Annotated in this window: 15 protein-coding genes; 5 read left to right on the forward strand and 10 right to left on the reverse strand. The window is 69.1% G+C overall.

The window, feature by feature from the left end:
- Positions 1 to 215: 215 nt before the first annotated feature.
- Positions 216 to 1,289, reverse strand: coding sequence for a lipid A deacylase LpxR family protein (locus BHS09_RS19165; RefSeq protein ID WP_140798531.1), 1,074 nt, complete (start codon positions 1,287 to 1,289; stop codon positions 216 to 218).
- Between the two features lie 25 nt (positions 1,290 to 1,314).
- Positions 1,315 to 3,132, reverse strand: coding sequence for a signal peptide peptidase SppA (gene sppA / locus BHS09_RS19170; protein ID WP_140798532.1), 1,818 nt, complete (start codon positions 3,130 to 3,132; stop codon positions 1,315 to 1,317).
- Between the two features lie 78 nt (positions 3,133 to 3,210).
- Here sppA and BHS09_RS19175 point away from each other — a divergent pair, with 78 nt between their 5' ends.
- Positions 3,211 to 3,534 carry a hypothetical protein gene (locus tag BHS09_RS19175; protein WP_140796508.1) on the forward strand — a complete coding sequence of 108 codons (324 nt, stop codon included), beginning with the start codon at positions 3,211 to 3,213 and terminating at the stop codon, positions 3,532 to 3,534.
- Positions 3,535 to 3,553: 19 nt separating this feature from the next.
- Here BHS09_RS19175 and rtcA read toward each other — a convergent pair whose 3' ends face one another.
- From rtcA to BHS09_RS19210, 7 genes are all read right to left on the reverse strand, one after another.
- Entirely contained in the window at positions 3,554 to 4,636 is a 1,083-nt protein-coding gene (gene rtcA / locus BHS09_RS19180) for an RNA 3'-terminal phosphate cyclase (protein WP_140791989.1), read from the reverse strand.
- Positions 4,637 to 4,789: 153 nt separating this feature from the next.
- On the reverse strand, positions 4,790 to 6,727 hold the full coding sequence (locus BHS09_RS19185) for a CocE/NonD family hydrolase (RefSeq protein ID WP_140798533.1): 1,938 nt from the start codon (positions 6,725 to 6,727) through the stop codon (positions 4,790 to 4,792).
- 69 nt (positions 6,728 to 6,796) lie between these two features.
- Positions 6,797 to 8,230: a sigma-54-dependent transcriptional regulator gene (locus BHS09_RS19190; RefSeq protein ID WP_140791993.1), complete on the reverse strand. Its 1,434-nt coding sequence runs from the start codon at positions 8,228 to 8,230 to the stop codon at positions 6,797 to 6,799.
- Entirely contained in the window at positions 8,220 to 9,557 is a 1,338-nt protein-coding gene (locus BHS09_RS19195) for a sensor histidine kinase (RefSeq protein WP_140791995.1), read from the reverse strand. Before BHS09_RS19195 ends, BHS09_RS19190 begins: the two co-directional genes overlap by 11 nt.
- Before the next feature lie 28 nt (positions 9,558 to 9,585).
- The gene (locus tag BHS09_RS19200) at positions 9,586 to 9,789 is read right to left on the reverse strand and encodes a hypothetical protein (RefSeq protein ID WP_140791997.1); all 204 of its coding nucleotides are present in this window, start codon (positions 9,787 to 9,789) and stop codon (positions 9,586 to 9,588) included.
- Positions 9,790 to 10,126: 337 nt separating this feature from the next.
- On the reverse strand, positions 10,127 to 10,738 hold the full coding sequence (locus BHS09_RS19205; protein ID WP_140791999.1) for a YdeI/OmpD-associated family protein: 612 nt from the start codon (positions 10,736 to 10,738) through the stop codon (positions 10,127 to 10,129).
- Positions 10,739 to 10,784: 46 nt separating this feature from the next.
- Positions 10,785 to 12,062: a hypothetical protein gene (locus BHS09_RS19210; RefSeq protein ID WP_237080431.1), complete on the reverse strand. Its 1,278-nt coding sequence runs from the start codon at positions 12,060 to 12,062 to the stop codon at positions 10,785 to 10,787.
- A gap of 197 nt (positions 12,063 to 12,259) precedes the next feature.
- Here BHS09_RS19210 and BHS09_RS19215 point away from each other — a divergent pair, with 197 nt between their 5' ends.
- On the forward strand, positions 12,260 to 13,528 hold the full coding sequence (locus BHS09_RS19215; RefSeq protein WP_418764028.1) for an MFS transporter: 1,269 nt from the start codon (positions 12,260 to 12,262) through the stop codon (positions 13,526 to 13,528).
- Positions 13,529 to 13,541: 13 nt separating this feature from the next.
- Here the strand turns inward: BHS09_RS19215 and BHS09_RS19220 are convergent, their stop codons facing one another.
- Entirely contained in the window at positions 13,542 to 13,736 is a 195-nt protein-coding gene (locus BHS09_RS19220; protein WP_140796509.1) for a hypothetical protein, read from the reverse strand.
- A 351-nt stretch (positions 13,737 to 14,087) separates the two neighbouring features.
- Here BHS09_RS19220 and BHS09_RS19230 point away from each other — a divergent pair, with 351 nt between their 5' ends.
- The 3 genes from BHS09_RS19230 to BHS09_RS19240 all read left to right on the forward strand — a co-directional run bounded on the left by BHS09_RS19230 (position 14,088) and on the right by BHS09_RS19240 (position 16,924).
- Positions 14,088 to 15,086, forward strand: coding sequence for a bile acid:sodium symporter family protein (locus tag BHS09_RS19230; protein ID WP_140798536.1), 999 nt, complete (start codon positions 14,088 to 14,090; stop codon positions 15,084 to 15,086).
- Positions 15,087 to 15,212: 126 nt separating this feature from the next.
- Positions 15,213 to 15,767 (forward strand): DUF2378 family protein, encoded by a 555-nt coding sequence (locus BHS09_RS19235; RefSeq protein ID WP_237078400.1) that lies wholly within the window; start codon positions 15,213 to 15,215, stop codon positions 15,765 to 15,767.
- Between the two features lie 80 nt (positions 15,768 to 15,847).
- Positions 15,848 to 16,924, forward strand: coding sequence for a hypothetical protein (locus BHS09_RS19240; protein ID WP_174258835.1), 1,077 nt, complete (start codon positions 15,848 to 15,850; stop codon positions 16,922 to 16,924).
- Positions 16,925 to 16,944 lie beyond the last annotated feature (20 nt).

The following is a 16,944-nucleotide window of genomic DNA, read 5'->3' on the forward strand; positions in this document are numbered from 1 at the left end:
TCATGACGCCATGGGCCAAAGTGGGCATAACAGCGCCCAACGAAGGCCGAAACTGGGCTGGTCTCTGGCATGAACCATCCCCAGTGGAATTGCCCCCGTCAAATTGGGCAAATCAGGGGTGAGCGTTAGCAGTACGGAACGCGCGGGGTGACTTCATCTTGAGCCCGCGATGCGAGCGGCAGTGGTCCTGCGCGAAGCGGGCCTGTCCCAATGTCTCAGTGCAGATACGACAGCTGAATCTGGGTGAACCGGTGGCCGGATAGCAGCGGGTTCGGCGGGTCGGCCAGTTCTTGGGAGCGGAAGACCATGCTCAGGCCGAGCTGGAACCCGCCCGCCCGGAAGGCCGCGCCGAACTCGCTGTCCCCGACGATGGGCGCCTTCCGGACGCTGATGCTCGGACGGAAGAGCGTTCCGTCCAGGAACAGGTTCCTCGCAACCACCCTCGCCTGCCCCCGCGCGTACAGGTAGGCCTCCCAGGCGCGTTCATCTCGAATGGCCATCAGCTCCGAGGAGGCTTCCCCCTGCGCCCGCTGAGCCTCCAGTTCCTTGACTACGGACGGCATGATTGGCGCCAGGCCATACGGCCGAGCGAGATAGCCCACACGGACCGTCCCTCCCAGGCTCGCGTTCACGAAGACCGTGCCCAGCATCGCCCCGGCGGACCACGTCACGTCCACCACGGGGCTCCAGAGCAGCGGCTGCTCGCGGAGCGCGGAGAAGTGGAACGCGGGCTCGGTGGGCAACTGCTTCTCCCAACCCACCGGAATCCTTGCCACCGTGTGCCCGAAGATGTCGTTCAGCGTCCGGTGCAGCCAGCGCTGCGTCTGCGCCGCCCCGGACGCCGGACCCGTGACGCCCACCGTGGCCTGGAGCGTCAGCCTCGACGAATCCGCGGGCGCCCTTCCCGCATAGATGTGCTGGAAGAAGATGCCGCCGTGCAGCCAGCCCCCATAGGGCCGGTCATTCGGATCCGGGAACACCTCCTGCTCCGGCAACGGAACGATGCGGCTGGGCGTGTACATGTTCTGCGCCAGCGAGCCGCCACAGAGGTACCGGTGCTGCACGCCGTCCGGAAGCCGCAGCGCCCGCGCGATGGAACGGCACCCGTCGTATTCCCCGAAGTGCTCGATGCGGACGCCGTTCGTGTAGAGCCGGTCGCTCTTGGCCAACACGTCATTCTCGAAGTGAAGGCTCGTGACGAACGGCAGCTTCTCCTCCACCTGCGCGGTGGAAGAAGCCTCCGCCTGGGCCAGACAGGATGCGGTCAGCAACGCGAGTGCCTTCAGCATCCCTCCAGTCTACCGCTCGCGCCCGTCAGCCCCCGAATGGCCACTGGTCATCAGGAAACACTCTACCCACCACGTCGGCCACCCCGAAGCGCGCGGCATCTTCAAACGCCTCCGTGCCGCCCAACCCATTCAGGCTCAAGGCCGTGGGGCACAGCGCATACGTCTGCGCATGGGACGCCCTCATCAACAGCCTCAACAGGTTCACTCGCTGCTTGGGCGCGCCATAGGTCATGACTTCGAACCGCTCCGCCGCGTCCACCTTCGCCAGCGACAGCGCATGTCGGCAGGCCTCCTCGAAGCCCGCGACCTGATCCACCAGTCCCACGGCCTTGCCGCGCACGCCCGAGTACACGCGGCCCTCCGCCAACTGGTGGATCTCCTCCTTCGTCCGGCCCCGCCCCTTCGCGACGATGTCGAGGAACGCCTGGTACATCTCCTCCACCTCGGCCTCCAGCGTGGCTTGCTCTTCCGGCGTGAAGCCACGCGAGAACGAGAGCATGGCCGCGTTCTTCCCCCGGACCAGCACCGTCTTGTGCACCCCGAGCTTCTCCATCAGCCCGGACACATCGAACTTGCCAGCGAAGACGCCAATCGAGCCCACCATGGCGTGCGGCGCGGACCAGATCTCCTTCGCGCCCACCGCCACCATGTACCCCGCGCTGGCGCACACCCGGTCCATGTACGCGATGACGGGCTTCTTCCGCGCCACACGCTGCACGGCCTCCAGCATCTGCTCCGAAGCCAGCGGCGTCCCGCCCGGACTGCTGATGTAGACGACCACCGCCTTGGACCGCTTGTCCCGCCCCGCGGCGCGCAGCGCCTTCACCACTGTCTCCGCGGTCGCCATCTTCCCGCTGCCACCCTTGCCCGGGATAATGATTCCCGACACGGGCACCACCGCGACGCGCGGGTTCCGCCGCATTTGCTTCCAACGCACCGGCGGGAAAGGAACCGTGGACAGGTATGTCTCCATCGGCTCCAGCTCCGTCTCCTCCTCCCCGTCCTCCGGCTTCACCAGCCCCAGGTGTGCGGGCAGGTTGGCCTCGCTCACCAGTGCGTCCACCAGCCCCGTGTCCAGCGCCCGGCGGGCACTGAAGGGCCCCTGGTCGATCAGCGCCCGGACCTCCTCCGGCGTCTTGCGCCGCCCCCGAGCCACCACGTCCACCAGGTCCGCGTAGCGCTCGTCGAGGAACGACTCCACCGTCCGCGTCTGGATGTCCGAAACGGCGGGCCTGGTGAAGAGCTCCGGTGCCGTCTTGTAGTCCCCGCGCCGGATGAATTGCGGCCGGATGCCCGCGCGCGACAGGCCCGCGCCCAAGGCGGTGGCCTCGGCGGCGTAGCCCACCAGCTCCACGCGGCCCATGGGGGGCAGGAGCACCTCGTCCGCCGCGCACAGGAGGGCATATCCCTCGTTGTCCACGTGGACCGCCCAGCCCACCACCCGCTTCCCCTGGGCCCGGAACGCCGTCAGCACCGCCACCAACGCATCCCGCTTCGCCGCGGGCACCGTCAGGTCCTCCACCTCCAGGAGGATGCCTTTCACCCGGCTGTCTTTCGCCAGGAGCTCCAACGACTCGCGCAGGCGTTCCACGGACGTGACATCCGAGGGCTCGGGGCGGCTTCCCCCCAACTGCAACCGGCGGCGGCGCCGCTCGCGGTACGGCGGGTCCCCCGTCAGCCGGAAGCGGACGTAGGCGGGCCGGTGGCTGGCGGCCATCATCCGGAAGGGGGCGCCCAGCAGGGAGGCCAGGAGGAGGTACAGGTTGGCGACGACGATGAAGGGCAGGCGCAGCATGGCGTCCGGAATGGAAATGTGGGTCCCCGGCCCGTAATGGACGCTCACTCAGGGTGCAAGCCCTGTTCAGTCCATCCGTTGGGTCGTGATAGCCTCCCCCGCCATATGCGATACCTCGTTCCCAGGATGCTCCTCGTCCTCGCGCTCAGCTCGGGTGGTGCCGCGCTGGCCCAGCCTCGCAAGCAGGTCCAGAATTTCCAGGCCCCCCGCGAGATGACCGCCGAGGAGCGTGAGGCCGCCAAGCAGCGCGCCATGGGCAACAACCTCAACTCCTACGGCAAGGACGTCCAGCTCAAGCAGAAGCCGATTCCGTGGATGGCCATCGGCCTCGCGGGGCTCGTGTTCGTGGTCGCCGTGCCTTTCGGCATCCGCGCCTACCGGAACACGTCCAAGGACATCGGGGGGCAGAACACCTTCGGCGCCAACCGCGGCGACGACGAAGCCGCCTGAGCCGGTTCCGGCCCGGACTTCAGGCGGGCCGGACCTCCACGGAACCTCCCGCATCCACCGTGACGCGCACGGGAAGGAAGCGCTCCACGACACGGGCGTGGGTGGTGAGGTGGTCGGTGATTCGCGCCGCCGTGAATCGCGTGGTGCCCGGTGACGCCGGCCCCAGGCGCCCGGCGGCCAGCAGCGCGGCGGGCAGGAGAATCTGATCGGCCAGGTGCTCGTCGAGCGCCCCACCCGTCTCCATGAACCGCGCCAGGGCCTCGCCTCCCTCGCGGCCCACGTCCTCGGCGGGGCGGCCCCGCTCTCCCAGCGCGGTGAAGCCCGCGATGGTGTGCTCGAACTGGGCCAGGACGAAAGTGACAGTCCCCACCGAGCGCGTCACCGCCAGCGGGCGGTTGTCTGCCTCCGCCAGGATGCCGCGCTCACGCAGCGCCCCCACGGCGGCCCTGGATTGACGCTCGGCGATGGTGAACGGCAGCCCGCCGGTGAAGGACGACACGCGGACCTCGCGCAACATGCCTCGCGCGGGCAGTTCCACCAGCCGGGGCGGCTCCTGCGGCGGCCCCACCTCCGCGACAATCTCCCCCGCGCCCTCCGGGTAGAAGCCGGCGTGCACCAGGGACAGCAACACCGGCAGGCCATACGCATGCGCCACCGGCTGCCAGACAGTGGCCACGTAGTGGAAGCTGGGGCTGTGCGGCAGGTGCGTGCCGCCTCGCAAGGTCAGCCGTCCTCCGCCGGCCAGGGCCAGCGGATAGACGAGGCACTGGAAGAGCAACGGCGTGCTGCCCGCGGTGCCCACCTCCAGCAGGTAGTCGCCGGCGCGCACGGGGGCCGGGGTGAAGGTGAGCTCGGAGGCACCGACGGTAGCGCCTTCGGAAGAGGCGGCACCGCCGCACAGTGCCTCGGCGCCGCGTACGCAGGCCAGGTGCTGGGGACGCAGACCAGGCGGATCACGTCGCTCGCGCAGGCGCGTGATGTGGAACGGGCGGCCGGTGATGAGAGACAGCGACAGCGCGGAGCGGAGAATCTGCCCGCCCCCTTCGCCCTCACTCCCATCCAGTCGCACCAGCCCGGTGTCGGGCCCCTGGGTGCCGGTCATGTCCCTCCCGTTTCGGGTGCCACCGCGTGAATGAAGGCCCAGGGTAACAGGAACGCAAGGCTGGCACCCCCACGAGAACACCCTTCCCTTCGCCGCTGCACAAAAGCAGCCCTGATGGCGGCGAACGGAGGGGGCCGCGTGGGGGCCCTCGCGCTACTCGTCCAACGAGGGCAGCACGCCCACCTGGATGAAGCTGGGGTTCGCCGCGGAGTGGTAGACGCGGTGGAAGGCGCGAGTGAAGTGCTCCTCCTTCGCCTCGAAGATGTTGGGCACGTAGGTCTGCGGGTTGCGGTCGATGAACGGGAACCAGCTCGACTGGACCTGAATCATCACGCGGTGCCCACGCTGGAAGGTGTGGAACACGTCGTTGATGACGAAGCGCACCTTCGTCACCTCGTTGGGCTTGAAGGGCTTGGGCTCGCTGTAGCTGTCGCGGAACCGGCCGCGGAAGGGCTCTCCGCGCACCAGCGTCTGCTGATGGCCCCGGTTCTTCCCCCCCTTCTCTTCATCACCCTTGCGCCACCCGCGCACCTTGCCCGGGTTGACGTCCACCAGCTTCACCACCCAGTCCGCGTCGGTGCCCGTCGTGGAAACCCACAACTCGGCCTCCAGCGGTCCCGCCAGCGTGAGGTCGCGCTCCAGCGGCTCCGTCTCGAACACCAGCACGTCAGGCCGGCGCGCGGCGAAGCGCTGGTCCTCCGTCATGTAGTCCTTGCTCCAGCCCGTCATCACCTCCTGCGTGTACGGCACGGGCTTGGCCGGGTCGCTCACGTACTCCGCGAAGGACGCGCCCGTCGTCTTGGGCGCCGTCGTGGCCAGTCCGCCCTTGGGCTGGAAGTACAGCTTCGTCTCGCGCAGCCCCTTGGGCGGCCACGTGTCGAAGCGGCGCCAGCGGTTGGCGCCCGTCTCGAACACCATGGCCTCCGGCACGTCCGGCTTCGCGCCGCCCTTGAGGTGGTGCTTGAAGAAGTCCAGCGCCAGCGTCTGGTAGGCCTCGCTGGTGGCGAAGCCGAAGTCCGCGTCGCCCAGGGACTCGCCATCGCCGCGCTGCCAGCCGCCGTGCGGCCACGGGCCCATGATGAGGCTGTTGGAGATGCCGGGGTTCTGCTTCTCGATGGCGGCGTAGGTCCGCAGGGGGCCGTAGAGGTCCTCGGTGTCGTACCAGCCGCCCACCGTGAGCACCGCCGCCTTGATGTTCTTCAGGTGCGGCAGCAGGTTCCTCGCTTGCCAGAAGCTGTCGTAATTGGGGTGCGAGGTGACGTCCTTCCAGAAGGCGACGTCCCCCTTGAGGTGCTTCGCGTCCGCGTTGCCCAAAGGCCCCAGGTCCAGGAAGAACTGGTAGCCGTCCGGCGTGCCGTGCTCGAAGCGCTGCCACTCCTCGTTGTCCGTGGGCTGGGGCCGCGGCTTGCCGAAGGTGGAGAAGAAGTTGAACGCCAGCGCCAGGTTGAAGGCACCGTGGCGGTGCATGTCATCCCAGAACCAGTCGGCGATGGGGGCCTGCGGCGACACGGCCTTGAGCGCGGGGTGCGAGTCGATGGCGCCCGCCGACGCGTAGAAGCCCGGGTACGAAATCCCCCACTGCCCCACGCGGCCGTTGTTGTTCGCCACGCGCTTCACCAGCCACTCGATGGTGTCGTACGTGTCGGTGCTCTCGTCGAAGTCCTTCGGCCCCGACTTCTTCGGCTTGTGGGGGCGGACGTTGACGAACTCGCCTTCGGACATGTTGCGGCCGCGCACGTCCTGGAAGGCGAAGATGAAGCCGTCCTTCTCGAACGCCTCGGTGGGGGCCAGCGCGGGGGGATACCGGTCCACGCCATAGGGCGCGACGCTGTACGGCGTGCGCACCAGGATGATGGGATAGCGCTTCCCCGGTGACGCGTCCGCGGGGACGTAGACGGAGGTGAACAGGCGCGTCCCGTCCCGCATGGGAATGCGGTACTCGAACTTGGTGTACTGCGAGCGGACGCGTTCGGTGCGCTCGGGAGAGATGCTGTAGGGTCGCTTCGGGGCTGGCGGGGTGGACTGCGCCTGCGCCGGGCCTGCGGAGGTGGCCAGCAGGACAGCCGCGAGGCATCGGGTCACGGGATGCATGCACGCTCCTGGAACGATGACGCTGGAAGGACGGCCCGCAACACCCGAGCGGCCCGCTTGTTCCCGGAATCAGATCCGCTCTTCCCCGCCGTCGTCCAGCCCGTACTTGCGCAGCTTGTCATGCAGGGTGGCCCGGCCAATACCCAGCCGCCGCGCCGCTTCACTGCGGTTTCCACCCGCCATGCGCAGCGCGTCCAGGACCAGGCCGCGCTCGTACGCCTCCACGCGCTCCTTGAGCCCCGCGCCGGGAGCGCCGTCCTGTGGCCCTGGTCGGACCGGATCCAATGACGCCCCCGGGGAGCCACTATCCGCCCCTGCCGGCTCGGCGGAAGGCAACTGGCCCAGGTCCAAGCGCCCCTCGCTGGACAGCGCGACCAGGCTCTCCAGCGTGTTCTCCAGCTCGCGCACGTTGCCCGGCCACGGTAAGGCGCGGAGCCGCTCGAAGAAGCCGTCGGGGATTTTCAGCGGGCCAGTGTGGAACCGGTCGATGAAGCGGTCCAGGAACACCCGCGCCAGCACGGGGATGTCCTCGGGGCGCTCGCGCAGCGCTGGCACCCGGAGTTGGACGACGTTGAGCCGGTAGTAGAGGTCCTCGCGGAACGCGCCCTCCAGGGCCAGGCGGCGCAAGTCCCTGTGGGTGGCGGCGATGATGCGCACGTCCACCGTCACTGGCCGGTCCTCCCCCACCGGTCGCACCTCGCCCTCCTGGAGCACGCGCAGCAGCCGGGCCTGGAGCGTGGGCGCCAGCTCGCCCACCTCGTCCAGCAGCAGCGTGCCTCCGTCCGCCTCACGGAAGAGTCCGGGCCGCGCGCGGTGGGCTCCAGTGAAGGCGCCCCGGGCGTGGCCGAACAGCTCGGCCTCCGCCAGTTCCTCGGTGAGCGCCGCGCAGTTGAAGCGCAGGAAGGGCCGGTTCGCGCGCGGCGAGGCCCGGACGAGCGCGTCCGCCACCCGCTCCTTGCCCGTGCCGCTCTCACCGGTGATGAGCACCGTCACGTCCCGGGAGCCCGCCAGCTGCACGAGTTGCGCGAGCCGGGCCATGGGCTCCGAGACGAACACCAACGAGCGGGACAGGTTCAGCTCACCCGAAAGCCGCGCGTTCTCCTCGCGCAGTCGCACCGACTCCAGCGCGCGGGAGACGACTGCCAGCAGCTCATCCACCTCGAAGGGCTTGCGGAAGTAGTCGTAGGCCCCCGCCTTCATGGCCTCCACCGCGAAGCGCTCGGAGCCATGCGCGGTGATGACGATGACGCGGGGTGTCCGAGGAAACGTACTCAGCCGACGCACCAGCGCCATGCCGTCCATCCGAGGCATGCGCAGGTCGGAGATGACGAGCTCGTAGGGCCGCGCCGACAGCTTCTCCAGCGCGTCCTCGCCATCCACGGCCTCATCCACCTCCACGCCGGAGAGGCTCTTGAGCATCTCCCGCAGGGTGAAGCGAACGCCCGCGTCATCATCCACCACCAGGACGCGCGTGGTGCCGCCCTCCTTGGCCTCATCCCACATGGGCGACTCCGTGCAGTGGCCGCAGCAGCTCCGCCGGCAGCTCTCGAGGAAGCGTCAAAGCCGCCTCGCATCCGCCTCCTACCGCGTTCGCCAGCGTGACGTCTCCACCGTGCTGTCGCGCCAGGGCCCGCGCCACCGTCAGGCCCAACCCGGAGCCCTTGGCCTTGGTCGTCACGCCTGCGTCGAACACACGGGCCACGAGCTCGGAGGACAGTCCAGGACCTGCGTCGCGCACGGAGACGCGGGCCTCGCCCACGGGCAGCGCGCGGACCTCGACGGTGACCCGCCCGCCCGCGGGGCTGGCCTCGATGGCGTTGTGCAGCAGGTTCATCAACACCTGCTTCACCTTGCGCGAGTCACACATCGCCGCCACGCCTTCCGTCCCCTTGCGATCCAGCCGCACGCCGTGGCCCGCCGCCAGGCCTTCGTGCAGCACCAGGGCTTCGTCACACAGCGCGCCCAGGTCCACGGAGCTCACCGTCAAAGGTACCAGCGGCCGGGTGAAGTTGAGGAACTCCTCCAGGATGCCCTGCATCCGCACCACCTCGCCCGACAGCACCTGCAGGCGTTCGGCGGGCTGGGCGCGGCCTGCTTCGCGAGCCATGAGCTGGGTGAGGCCCTTCACCGTGGCCAGCGGGTTCTTCAGCTCGTGGGCAATCTCCCCGGACATGGCCTCCAATGCGCCCGCATATGAGCGATGCGTGGCCAGCAGCTCGTCGCGGCTGGCGAGCGCTTCGCTCAGCATGTTGTCGAAGGTCGTCCGGATGGCGCCACCCGCGGCGCTGCACACGCAGAGCATGATGGCGGTGACGAGGGCGCCCGCGACGAGCAGGACGGACGACGGCGCGCCGAGGAACCACAGGGGCAGCCCCTGAACCAGCCCGGAGATCTGGACGAAGGAGACGACCATCAGCGTGGACAGCTGCGCCATCAGCAGGCGCGAGCGCTCCCGAGGCGCCGCCGTGAGGCTCGACAAGAAGCCCAGGGGCAACGCGGCGGGGAGGACGGGGCTGGCGATGCCGCCTGTCCCCACGATGATGCACGTCAGGATGATCTGCCCCATCCACAGGTTGAGGGGCACGCTGCGCGCGTCGACGCCGTCGCGCTGGAAGCGGCGGAACTCCTGGAAGAAGCAGGTGAAGGCGCCCACCCCCACCACACTCATGAACACGCATCGCCAGGGCGCGCCGTCGATGACGGCGACACACACGGCGGACAGCAACAACAACAGCGACAGGAACAGGCGGACACGAACGAGCCGGCCGAACAGGCGCCCGAAGTGCTTGAGTTGGATGTCCTCGAAGTAGCGCTGGGTCCGCGAGTCCATGGGGTCTCTCCCGCTCACGCCTCCCCGCTCATCGTACGTCAGCCGCGTCCCCCTCGATGAGCGTCAACTGGGGCGCCGCCTTTCGCTCCGGGACGCGCGCCCCGGACACGGTCTGCCCTCCCGTTGCCGCGCGCTCGGTGGAGGACGTGCGGGGTTGGCTGGCCTGGGACGCAGCACGGCGCGGCGCAGGCCGCAGTGGCAGGCCGAAGTACAGGTACATGTCGAGCAACATGGATTGACTTCCCCTTGGCGGATGCGTGGACGCTGAAACGCATCCGGCCTGGAGCAATGATGATGCCACCGGCTGTCCGGCCATTCACCGGGGCGCGCCACTTCGCGAGGAAGCGGCGAAACGCACCGTGCCATGGGCTCCAGGCGCCCTTTCGTGAAAAAGGATGAAGTTGCGTGAGGCAACCCCGGATGTGACGTGCGCGTGAAACCACCCTGCGGGGTCGGGTCACCGCCGGGGTTCCGGCGGGGTGCCGGATTTCCGGCAGGTCCGCCGCACGGCCCTCCGGCACACGTGCGGCGCCGGGTATCGGAATGGGACTTGCCGGGCTCGTCCCCGTTCATGCGTGAAGCGATTCGTGCCGGGCCAGCATCTCGACGAACTGTTCGATTCGCCGAGCCCGCGTCTCCGCCTTCTTCGCGGTGTGGACGCGCCACAGGATGGCGTACCGGTTCGCCGCGTTGAGCGTGGCGAAGAACGCGGCCGCCTTCGCATTTGCGGCCAGGGCGCGGGCCAGGTCCTCGGGCACGGTGGCCTTGCTCTGGGACTCGTAGGCGGCGTCCCAGCGGCCATCCTTCTTGGCGAGCGCCACGACCTCCATGCCCGACGGCTTCATCCGGCCCGCGGCGATGAGCGCTTCCACCTTCTCGCAGTTGACCTTGGACCAGACGCTCTTCGCGCCCCGGGGGGTGAACTTCTGAAGCCACGCGGTGTCGTCGAAGGCGTTCTTCTGACCGTCAATCCAGCCCCACTCGAGCGCGACGTCGAGCGCCTCGGCGTAGGTGACGGATTCGATGCCCGAGCCCTTCTTCGCCAGCTTCAACCAGAGGCCGCGCGCCGAGGCATGGTTCGCTTCGAGCCAGGACGCCCATGCCGCGGGCGACGCGAAGGCAATCGTGGGGAGCTCAGCGGCGGGGGCCTTCTTCGCGGCGGCCTTCTTCGTCGGACTCATGTCGGCGTCAGCGGATAGCACGGCCCCCCAGCGCCCCGCCAACACCCTACGGAGGACTCTCCGCCGCCGTCCTCGTGTCTCCCCCACCGCCCAGCAGCATCTCCTTCAATGCGCTCAGCCCCTTGCCGCCGGCGGCCCGCACGCCCTCAAAGGAATCCCCCGCCGCGCGGGCGAAGTCGTCCATGGAGCGCTGTGCGAGGCCTTGCCGCACCCGGTTCATCCACAGGACGGGCGCCAGGACCTCCCCTGCCCGCACCGGTCCCAGGAGTGTGACGAGGATCTTCTCCGGGCCGCCCGCCCTCGCCACGAGCGCCTGTCCCAGGATGGCGGCGGCCCGCGCCTGGAGGAAGATGGGCAGCCGTTCGCCGTGCTTGCGCATCGCGTCCGCGCTGGCCTGGATGTCACGCCGCTCGGTCTCGCCCAGGTATGGACTCTTCGCCAGGGTGTCGAGGTAGCGCGCGGATTCGTCGTAGCGCTCCCGGCGGAAGTGGATGAAGGCCCAGCCCCACCACGTCAGCTCATTCTCGATGCCAAGCTTCTCCAGGGAGCCCAGGCCCCGCTCGAGGTCGTCTTCCGCCGCGCGCTCACGCTTGAGGCCCATTCTGTTCCAGGCCCGCAGGAAGTACCCCGTGGCCAGCAGCGTCTCGCGAACCTGTGCCCGCGAGGCATCCCGCACCGATGGATAGTCGCTGTCGGGCATCGCCTCGGCTTCGGACAGGAACGCATTCAGTTCCTCCTCAGCCGCGTAGTGATAGCCCGCGCCGCAGAAAGCCATCCCCCGGCTGCCGCGAACCGACACGCGCAGCCCTGGCGGCCACGCGGGCTGAGGCGTGGCGCGCGACAGCTCGTAGAGCACCAGGTCGGTCGCGGGCACACGGTTGCCCGAGTCCGCCGCGTCCAGCACGAACCACAGCGCGGAGAGGAACGCGTGCTCCTGGCCCGCGTCGTAGCCCGGCAGCGGAGGCGGCTGGTCCGGCTGGAAGCGGTTCCACAGGAGGGGGAACTCGTCTTCGTCGCGCTGCTCCAGCGTCTTCTTGGCCTTGTAGAACGCGACGCCCAGGTCCAGGTACGCCTTCGCCACGCGGAGCGCTTCTTCCTCGGAGGCAGCCTTCGCCGGCAGCTCCCGCGTGTCCGACAGCGTCTGCCAGAGCGCGGCGACCTCGGCGGGAGCGTTCGGCTGACCTTCCGCGCGCATCGTCAGCTTGAGCGCCCGGTACGGGACCAGCGAGTAGGCGTCGCGAATGCGCGCTTCGATTTCCTCCCGCTCCAGTGCGGCTCGCTCCGCATCGGACTTGCGGCAGCCGCCCAGGACCGTCAGCAGCATCACTGCGAAAACGCGTCCCAGGAGGCGTGGCGCCGAGCGTGGCGTGGAGACTGGGTTCACCCCGTCCTTCGCGTCCTTGTTCATCGGGAAAGGAAGGTATCACGGCGACCTTGGCGTACCCATGCCCCTGCCCCCTTGGGAGCCGACACAGGCAGACGGTGGCGCGTGACGGGCCCGTGGATTACAGCGCCGCGAGCATGACTCATCAGGCTGCGGCTTCCGGGCTCTCCATCTTCCATCATCGAGACTTCCGCTTCTATCTACTGGCGCGCCTGTGCGCGGTGCTGGCCGTCCAGATTGAGTCGGTGGCCATTGGCTGGCAGGTCTACGAGCTCACGGGCAGCGCGCTCGCGCTCGGATACACGGGTCTGGCGCAGTTCGTGCCGTTCCTGTCGCTGTGTCTGGTGGGCGGCCAGGTGGCGGACCGCGTGGACCGGCGGACCATCCTGGCGGTGTGCCAGACGGTGATGCTGGTCTGCAGCCTGCTGCTGCTCGCCTTCACCTTGGGCCATATCCGCGACGTGCGCTTCGTCTATGGCGTCCTGGTGCTCTTCGGCGCGGCGCGCGCGTTCCATGCCCCGGCGGGCTCCGCGCTCACCCCGCATCTGGTGCCGCCCGAGCACCTGACCCGCGCCGTGGCCATCAACTCCACCACGTGGCAGGTGGCCACCATTGGCGGCCCGGCCGTGGGCGGCATCCTTTATGGCTGGGCCGGCGCCACGGCGGCCTACACGGCCTCCGCGATGTTGTGCGCCCTCTCCGTCATCTGGATTCTCGTCCTCAAGGTGCGCACCGGGCGAGCGTCCGCCGAGCCGCTCTCCCTGTCGACCCTGGTCGCGGGGCTCGGCTTCGTTCGACGGCAGCGCCTGCTGCTGGGCAGCATCACCCTGGACCTGTTCGCCGTGCTCTTCGGTGGCGCGGTGGCGCTCCTGCCCATCTACGCGCGGGACATCCTGCACACGGGGCCATGGGGCCTGGGGCTGCTGCGCTGTGCGCCCGCGTTCGGCGCAGCGGTGGTGGCCGTCTTCCTGGCCATGCGGCCCATGGGCGGCAACACCGGCCGGAAGATGTTCATCGCGGTCGCAATCTTCGGCGCGGCCACGCTCGTCTTCGGGATGAGCCGCTCGTTGCCCCTATCGCTGGCGGCGCTGGCGATAGCGGGCGCCGCGGACATGATCAGCGTCGTGGTCCGACACACGCTGGAGTTGATGGCCACCCCGGACGACATGCGAGGCCGCGTGGGCGCGGTGAACATGATGTGCATTGGCGCCTCCAACGAGCTGGGCGAGTTCCGCGCGGGAGGGCTCGCTGAGTACGTGGGCGCCGTGCCCGCGGTGGTGGCGGGAGCGGTGGGCACGCTGGCGGTGGTCGCGCTCTGGGCGTGGGCCTTTCCCGAACTGCGGCGGGTGGACCGCCTGGAGTCCTTCGCGAGGACGAAGGAGCCTCCAGCGGCACCCGCGAGTTGATGTCCCGCGAGGCTCAGGCCTGCGCGCCGTCGTAGCTGACGCGCAGGCCGCGATGGGTCACGGTGATGAGGGGCCGACCCAGCCAGCCACAATGGCGGCACACTGCGCTGGGACCGGAGGCGGTGACGCGCACGGGCAGGTCCGCCGCGCAGACGGGGCACCCCTCGGGAAGCGTGTAGTCACGCGAGGTTGCGTTCACTTCGGTCATGTATTTCAGGTAACGCAGTCGCGCGTCGCCGCAAGCAGCCGGCCAGACACGCTGACGTGCAGCCGGACCTGGGCACGGCTGACAGGCCGCTGGGTTCAAGCCGCGTCCAGCCCCGGCCACCTCGTCGAGGTCCGCCAGCAGCACCCGCACTCCCTGCGCCGTGAGGGCTTCCGCCACCGCGAGGCCGATTCCGTGAGCCGCACCCGTGACCAGCGCGCACCGACATGAATGTCGATTCATGTTTATATCGATATGGTGGAGCATGGCGCTGGCGTCGGCAATGTCACCACCTGCCCGCCCCGCGCACTCCTCGGTGGAGGTCCGCAGCTGCCCGGAGTAAGGGGGGCAAACATGCCCCTTCGCCTCGTGAAACGACTTGCCCGGGACTGGTTCCTGCTGGGGATGTTCGCCGCCGTCATCCTGGCCGCGCTCTTCCCGGAGTTCGGCGCGTCGGGCGGACCGATGCACGCGGACGTCGTCGCCGACGTGGGCATCTTCATGGTGTTCCTGCTCCACGGCCTGGGCCTGCCCGCGGCCCAGCTCCGCGCGGGCGTGGTGACGTGGCGAGTCCACGTGGTGGTCCAGGCCTTCACATTCGTTGTGTTTCCGCTGCTGTGGTGGCTGGGCGACGTGCTGGTGGGCCGCTGGCTGCCGGCGGACCTGTCGATGGGGCTGCTCTATCTCTGCGCGGTGCCGTCGACCATCTCCTCCTCGGTCGCGATGACGGGCGTCGCCCGGGGCAACGTGCCCGCCGCCATCTTCAACGCCAGCCTGTCGAGTCTGCTGGGCATCGTGCTGACGCCGCTCATCATCGGCCTGTTCGCCAGCGCCACCGGGCAGTCCCTATCCATGGGCCAGGCCGTCCTCAAGCTGTCGACACTCCTGCTGCTTCCCCTGGCACTGGGACAGTTGCTGCGCCCGCTGGTGGGCGGCTGGTTCGCGCGCTACCGGCCCTATACGAATGCCTTCGACCGGGTGATGATCCTGGTCCTCGTCTATTCGTCGTTCTGTGACTCGATTGCCTCGGGCCTGTTCTCTGACTACGGCGCGGAGGTGCTGGGCCTGGCCTTCATGGGCGCGGTGCTCATCCTGGCCATCGTGCTGATGCTGACCACGCGGACGGCTCGGGCGCTGGGCTTCTCCAAGGAGGACGAAATCACGGTGGTCTTCTGTGGGTCGAAGAAGACACTGGCCTCAGGTGTGCCCATGGCGCGGCTGCTCTTCGGCGCCAATCCCGCCCTGGGACTCATCGTCCTACCGTTGATGTTCTATCACCAGGTCCAGCTCCTGGTGTGCTCGCTCCTGGCGGAACGCTACGCGAAGCGCCCGGCGGGACAACCTGCCGCGTAGGCCTCGGCGCGCATCCCCGGCGGACCAGCACTGTGATAGGTGCGCCAACCACGTATGTCAGCGCCGCACAGAACGTCAGGGGCCTGGCTTGACCCGGCCGGTACAGCTGGGGCTGGAATGCACCCCATGGCCGAACGACTCGTCTTCCCGCCCATCGTGGAAGGGCTCTTCGTTCGGGGTCTGTCCGGACGGGTGACGCCCCTGCTCAAAGAGCAGTTGCGAAGCGAGGGACTGGACCTGGACCGGCCGCTGCTCCCCGCGTACTCCCTGGAGTCGTGGATTCGCTGCGTCACGCTGACAGCGAAGGCGCTGCACCCCCACGAGCCCGACGAGGTGGCGTGGCGGATGCTCGGCGAGCGGATGATTGACGGTTACCGCGACACGCTGATGGGCCGCGCGCTGCTCGGGGTGATGAAGCTGCTGGGGCCCAGGCGGATGCTGTCGAAGGCACAGCACGGATTCCGGACGAGCAACAACTACACCGAGGTCCGCATCACGGAGACGGGACCGACGGAGGCCGAGGTCTGGCTCAACGAGCCCGGAATGCTGCGCTACTTCAAGCAGGGCGTCATGCTCGCCATGTCCCGGGCCGCCGGTGGCGTGGCCGCGTCGGTGGATGTCCGCACCTTCGACGAACACTGCGTCACGTACCGCGTCTCCTGGAAGGACTCGAGCCGCTGAGGCGGCTTGCCCTGGGGGCCGCCCCTCTGCGACCGTAGTCCCGCGATGGCGCCCTGGCGCCGTTGGTGAGGGGGGACGATATGCCGTCGAGCGAGCGCGCCAATCTTCCGCGCTGGAAGGGGCAGCAAGGCTTCTTCGAAATCTGGTTCCTGTGTGTGCTCGACCCTGGAGGCGAGCGCGCCTGGTGGTTCCGCTACACGCTCTTCACCCCCGCGCCAGGAGCCCCCGGTGAGCCACGCGCCATGCTGTGGGCGGCGGCCTTCGACTGCGCCACCGCCACGCCCGCGCTGGGACTCAAGGCCATCCATCCCCTCTCCCGCTTCTCCGCCAACACCTCGGGCCGCTTTGGCATCCAGATTGGTGACGCGGAGCTGGCGCCGGGCCGGTGCCACGGCCGCGTCGCCTCGGGAGGCCATTCCATCGAATGGGATTTGCGCTACACGCCGGAGTCCGCGGAGGCGGTGAGACGCGCTCCTCGGGGCGCCGACCTGCTGCCACTCACGACGCACGTGGCCCATGCCCATGACGACATCGCCTTCACCGGCGCCGTCACCGTGGATGGGCACCGGTATGACGTCCAGGGCGCGCCGGGGCTCCAGAAGCACCTGTGGGGACATCGTCGGCTGGAGGAGTTGACGTGGCTCTACGTGCCGCGCTTCCAGGAGGATCTGGAGGCCCGCCTGGAGGTGTTGTCCGTGCGCTCCCGCCAGCATCCGCTCAGTCCAAGACTGTCGCCCATCTACCTGCGTACCGCGCGGCGGGAACACCGGTTCCACGAAGCCCCGGACATGCTGTTCACGCGCCTGCAGTCGCCTCAGCCGGGTGAGCTGTGCTTCCAGTCCCGCTCGGCCACCGTGGCCGTGAAGGGCCGCGCGTGGTGCGATCCCAAGACGCTGGTGGGCTACGTCTACCGGGACCCGACGGGCTGGGACGTCCACGTGGCCCAGAGCGACGTGGCCACCTGTGAGCTGGAGCGTTTCACCCGCCCCCATCCCTTCGCGGTCTGGAGACCGGACGGACGGCTCACGTCCACCGTGGGCGCCCTGGAGTTCCACGCGCCCGAGCCCCTGGAGGGCGTGCGCTACATCGGATGGGATGAGACGTCTGTCTCGGATGCACCGGGCGAGGCACCGCCCTCGGTGGCCGAAGGCGCGTAGCGGCGCGAGTGCTCAGGGCG

Source organism: Myxococcus xanthus (genome assembly GCF_006402735.1).
GTDB lineage: Bacteria > Myxococcota > Myxococcia > Myxococcales > Myxococcaceae > Myxococcus > Myxococcus xanthus_A.

Bases quoted from the DNA above. Each gene is read 5' to 3' on its own strand.
- BHS09_RS19175 (WP_140796508.1), top strand. From the start codon at position 3,211: ATGCTCCTCGTCCTCGCGCTCAGCTCGGGTGGTGCCGCGCTGGCCCAG.
- BHS09_RS19205 (WP_140791999.1), bottom strand. From the start codon at position 10,738: ATGAGTCCGACGAAGAAGGCCGCCGCGAAGAAGGCCCCCGCCGCTGAG.
- BHS09_RS19210 (WP_237080431.1), bottom strand. From the start codon at position 12,062: ATGCTGCTGACGGTCCTGGGCGGCTGCCGCAAGTCCGATGCGGAGCGA.
- BHS09_RS19240 (WP_174258835.1), top strand. From the start codon at position 15,848: ATGCCGTCGAGCGAGCGCGCCAATCTTCCGCGCTGGAAGGGGCAGCAA.
- BHS09_RS19200 (WP_140791997.1), bottom strand. From the start codon at position 9,789: ATGTTGCTCGACATGTACCTGTACTTCGGCCTGCCACTGCGGCCTGCG.
- BHS09_RS19220 (WP_140796509.1), bottom strand. From the start codon at position 13,736: ATGACCGAAGTGAACGCAACCTCGCGTGACTACACGCTTCCCGAGGGG.
- BHS09_RS19165 (WP_140798531.1), bottom strand. From the start codon at position 1,289: ATGCTGAAGGCACTCGCGTTGCTGACCGCATCCTGTCTGGCCCAGGCG.
- BHS09_RS19185 (WP_140798533.1), bottom strand. From the start codon at position 6,727: ATGCATCCCGTGACCCGATGCCTCGCGGCTGTCCTGCTGGCCACCTCC.
- BHS09_RS19190 (WP_140791993.1), bottom strand. From the start codon at position 8,230: ATGTGGGATGAGGCCAAGGAGGGCGGCACCACGCGCGTCCTGGTGGTG.
- BHS09_RS19215 (WP_418764028.1), top strand. From the start codon at position 12,260: ATGACTCATCAGGCTGCGGCTTCCGGGCTCTCCATCTTCCATCATCGA.
- BHS09_RS19230 (WP_140798536.1), top strand. From the start codon at position 14,088: ATGCCCCTTCGCCTCGTGAAACGACTTGCCCGGGACTGGTTCCTGCTG.
- BHS09_RS19195 (WP_140791995.1), bottom strand. From the start codon at position 9,557: ATGGACTCGCGGACCCAGCGCTACTTCGAGGACATCCAACTCAAGCAC.
- rtcA (WP_140791989.1), bottom strand. From the start codon at position 4,636: ATGACCGGCACCCAGGGGCCCGACACCGGGCTGGTGCGACTGGATGGG.
- BHS09_RS19235 (WP_237078400.1), top strand. From the start codon at position 15,213: ATGGCCGAACGACTCGTCTTCCCGCCCATCGTGGAAGGGCTCTTCGTT.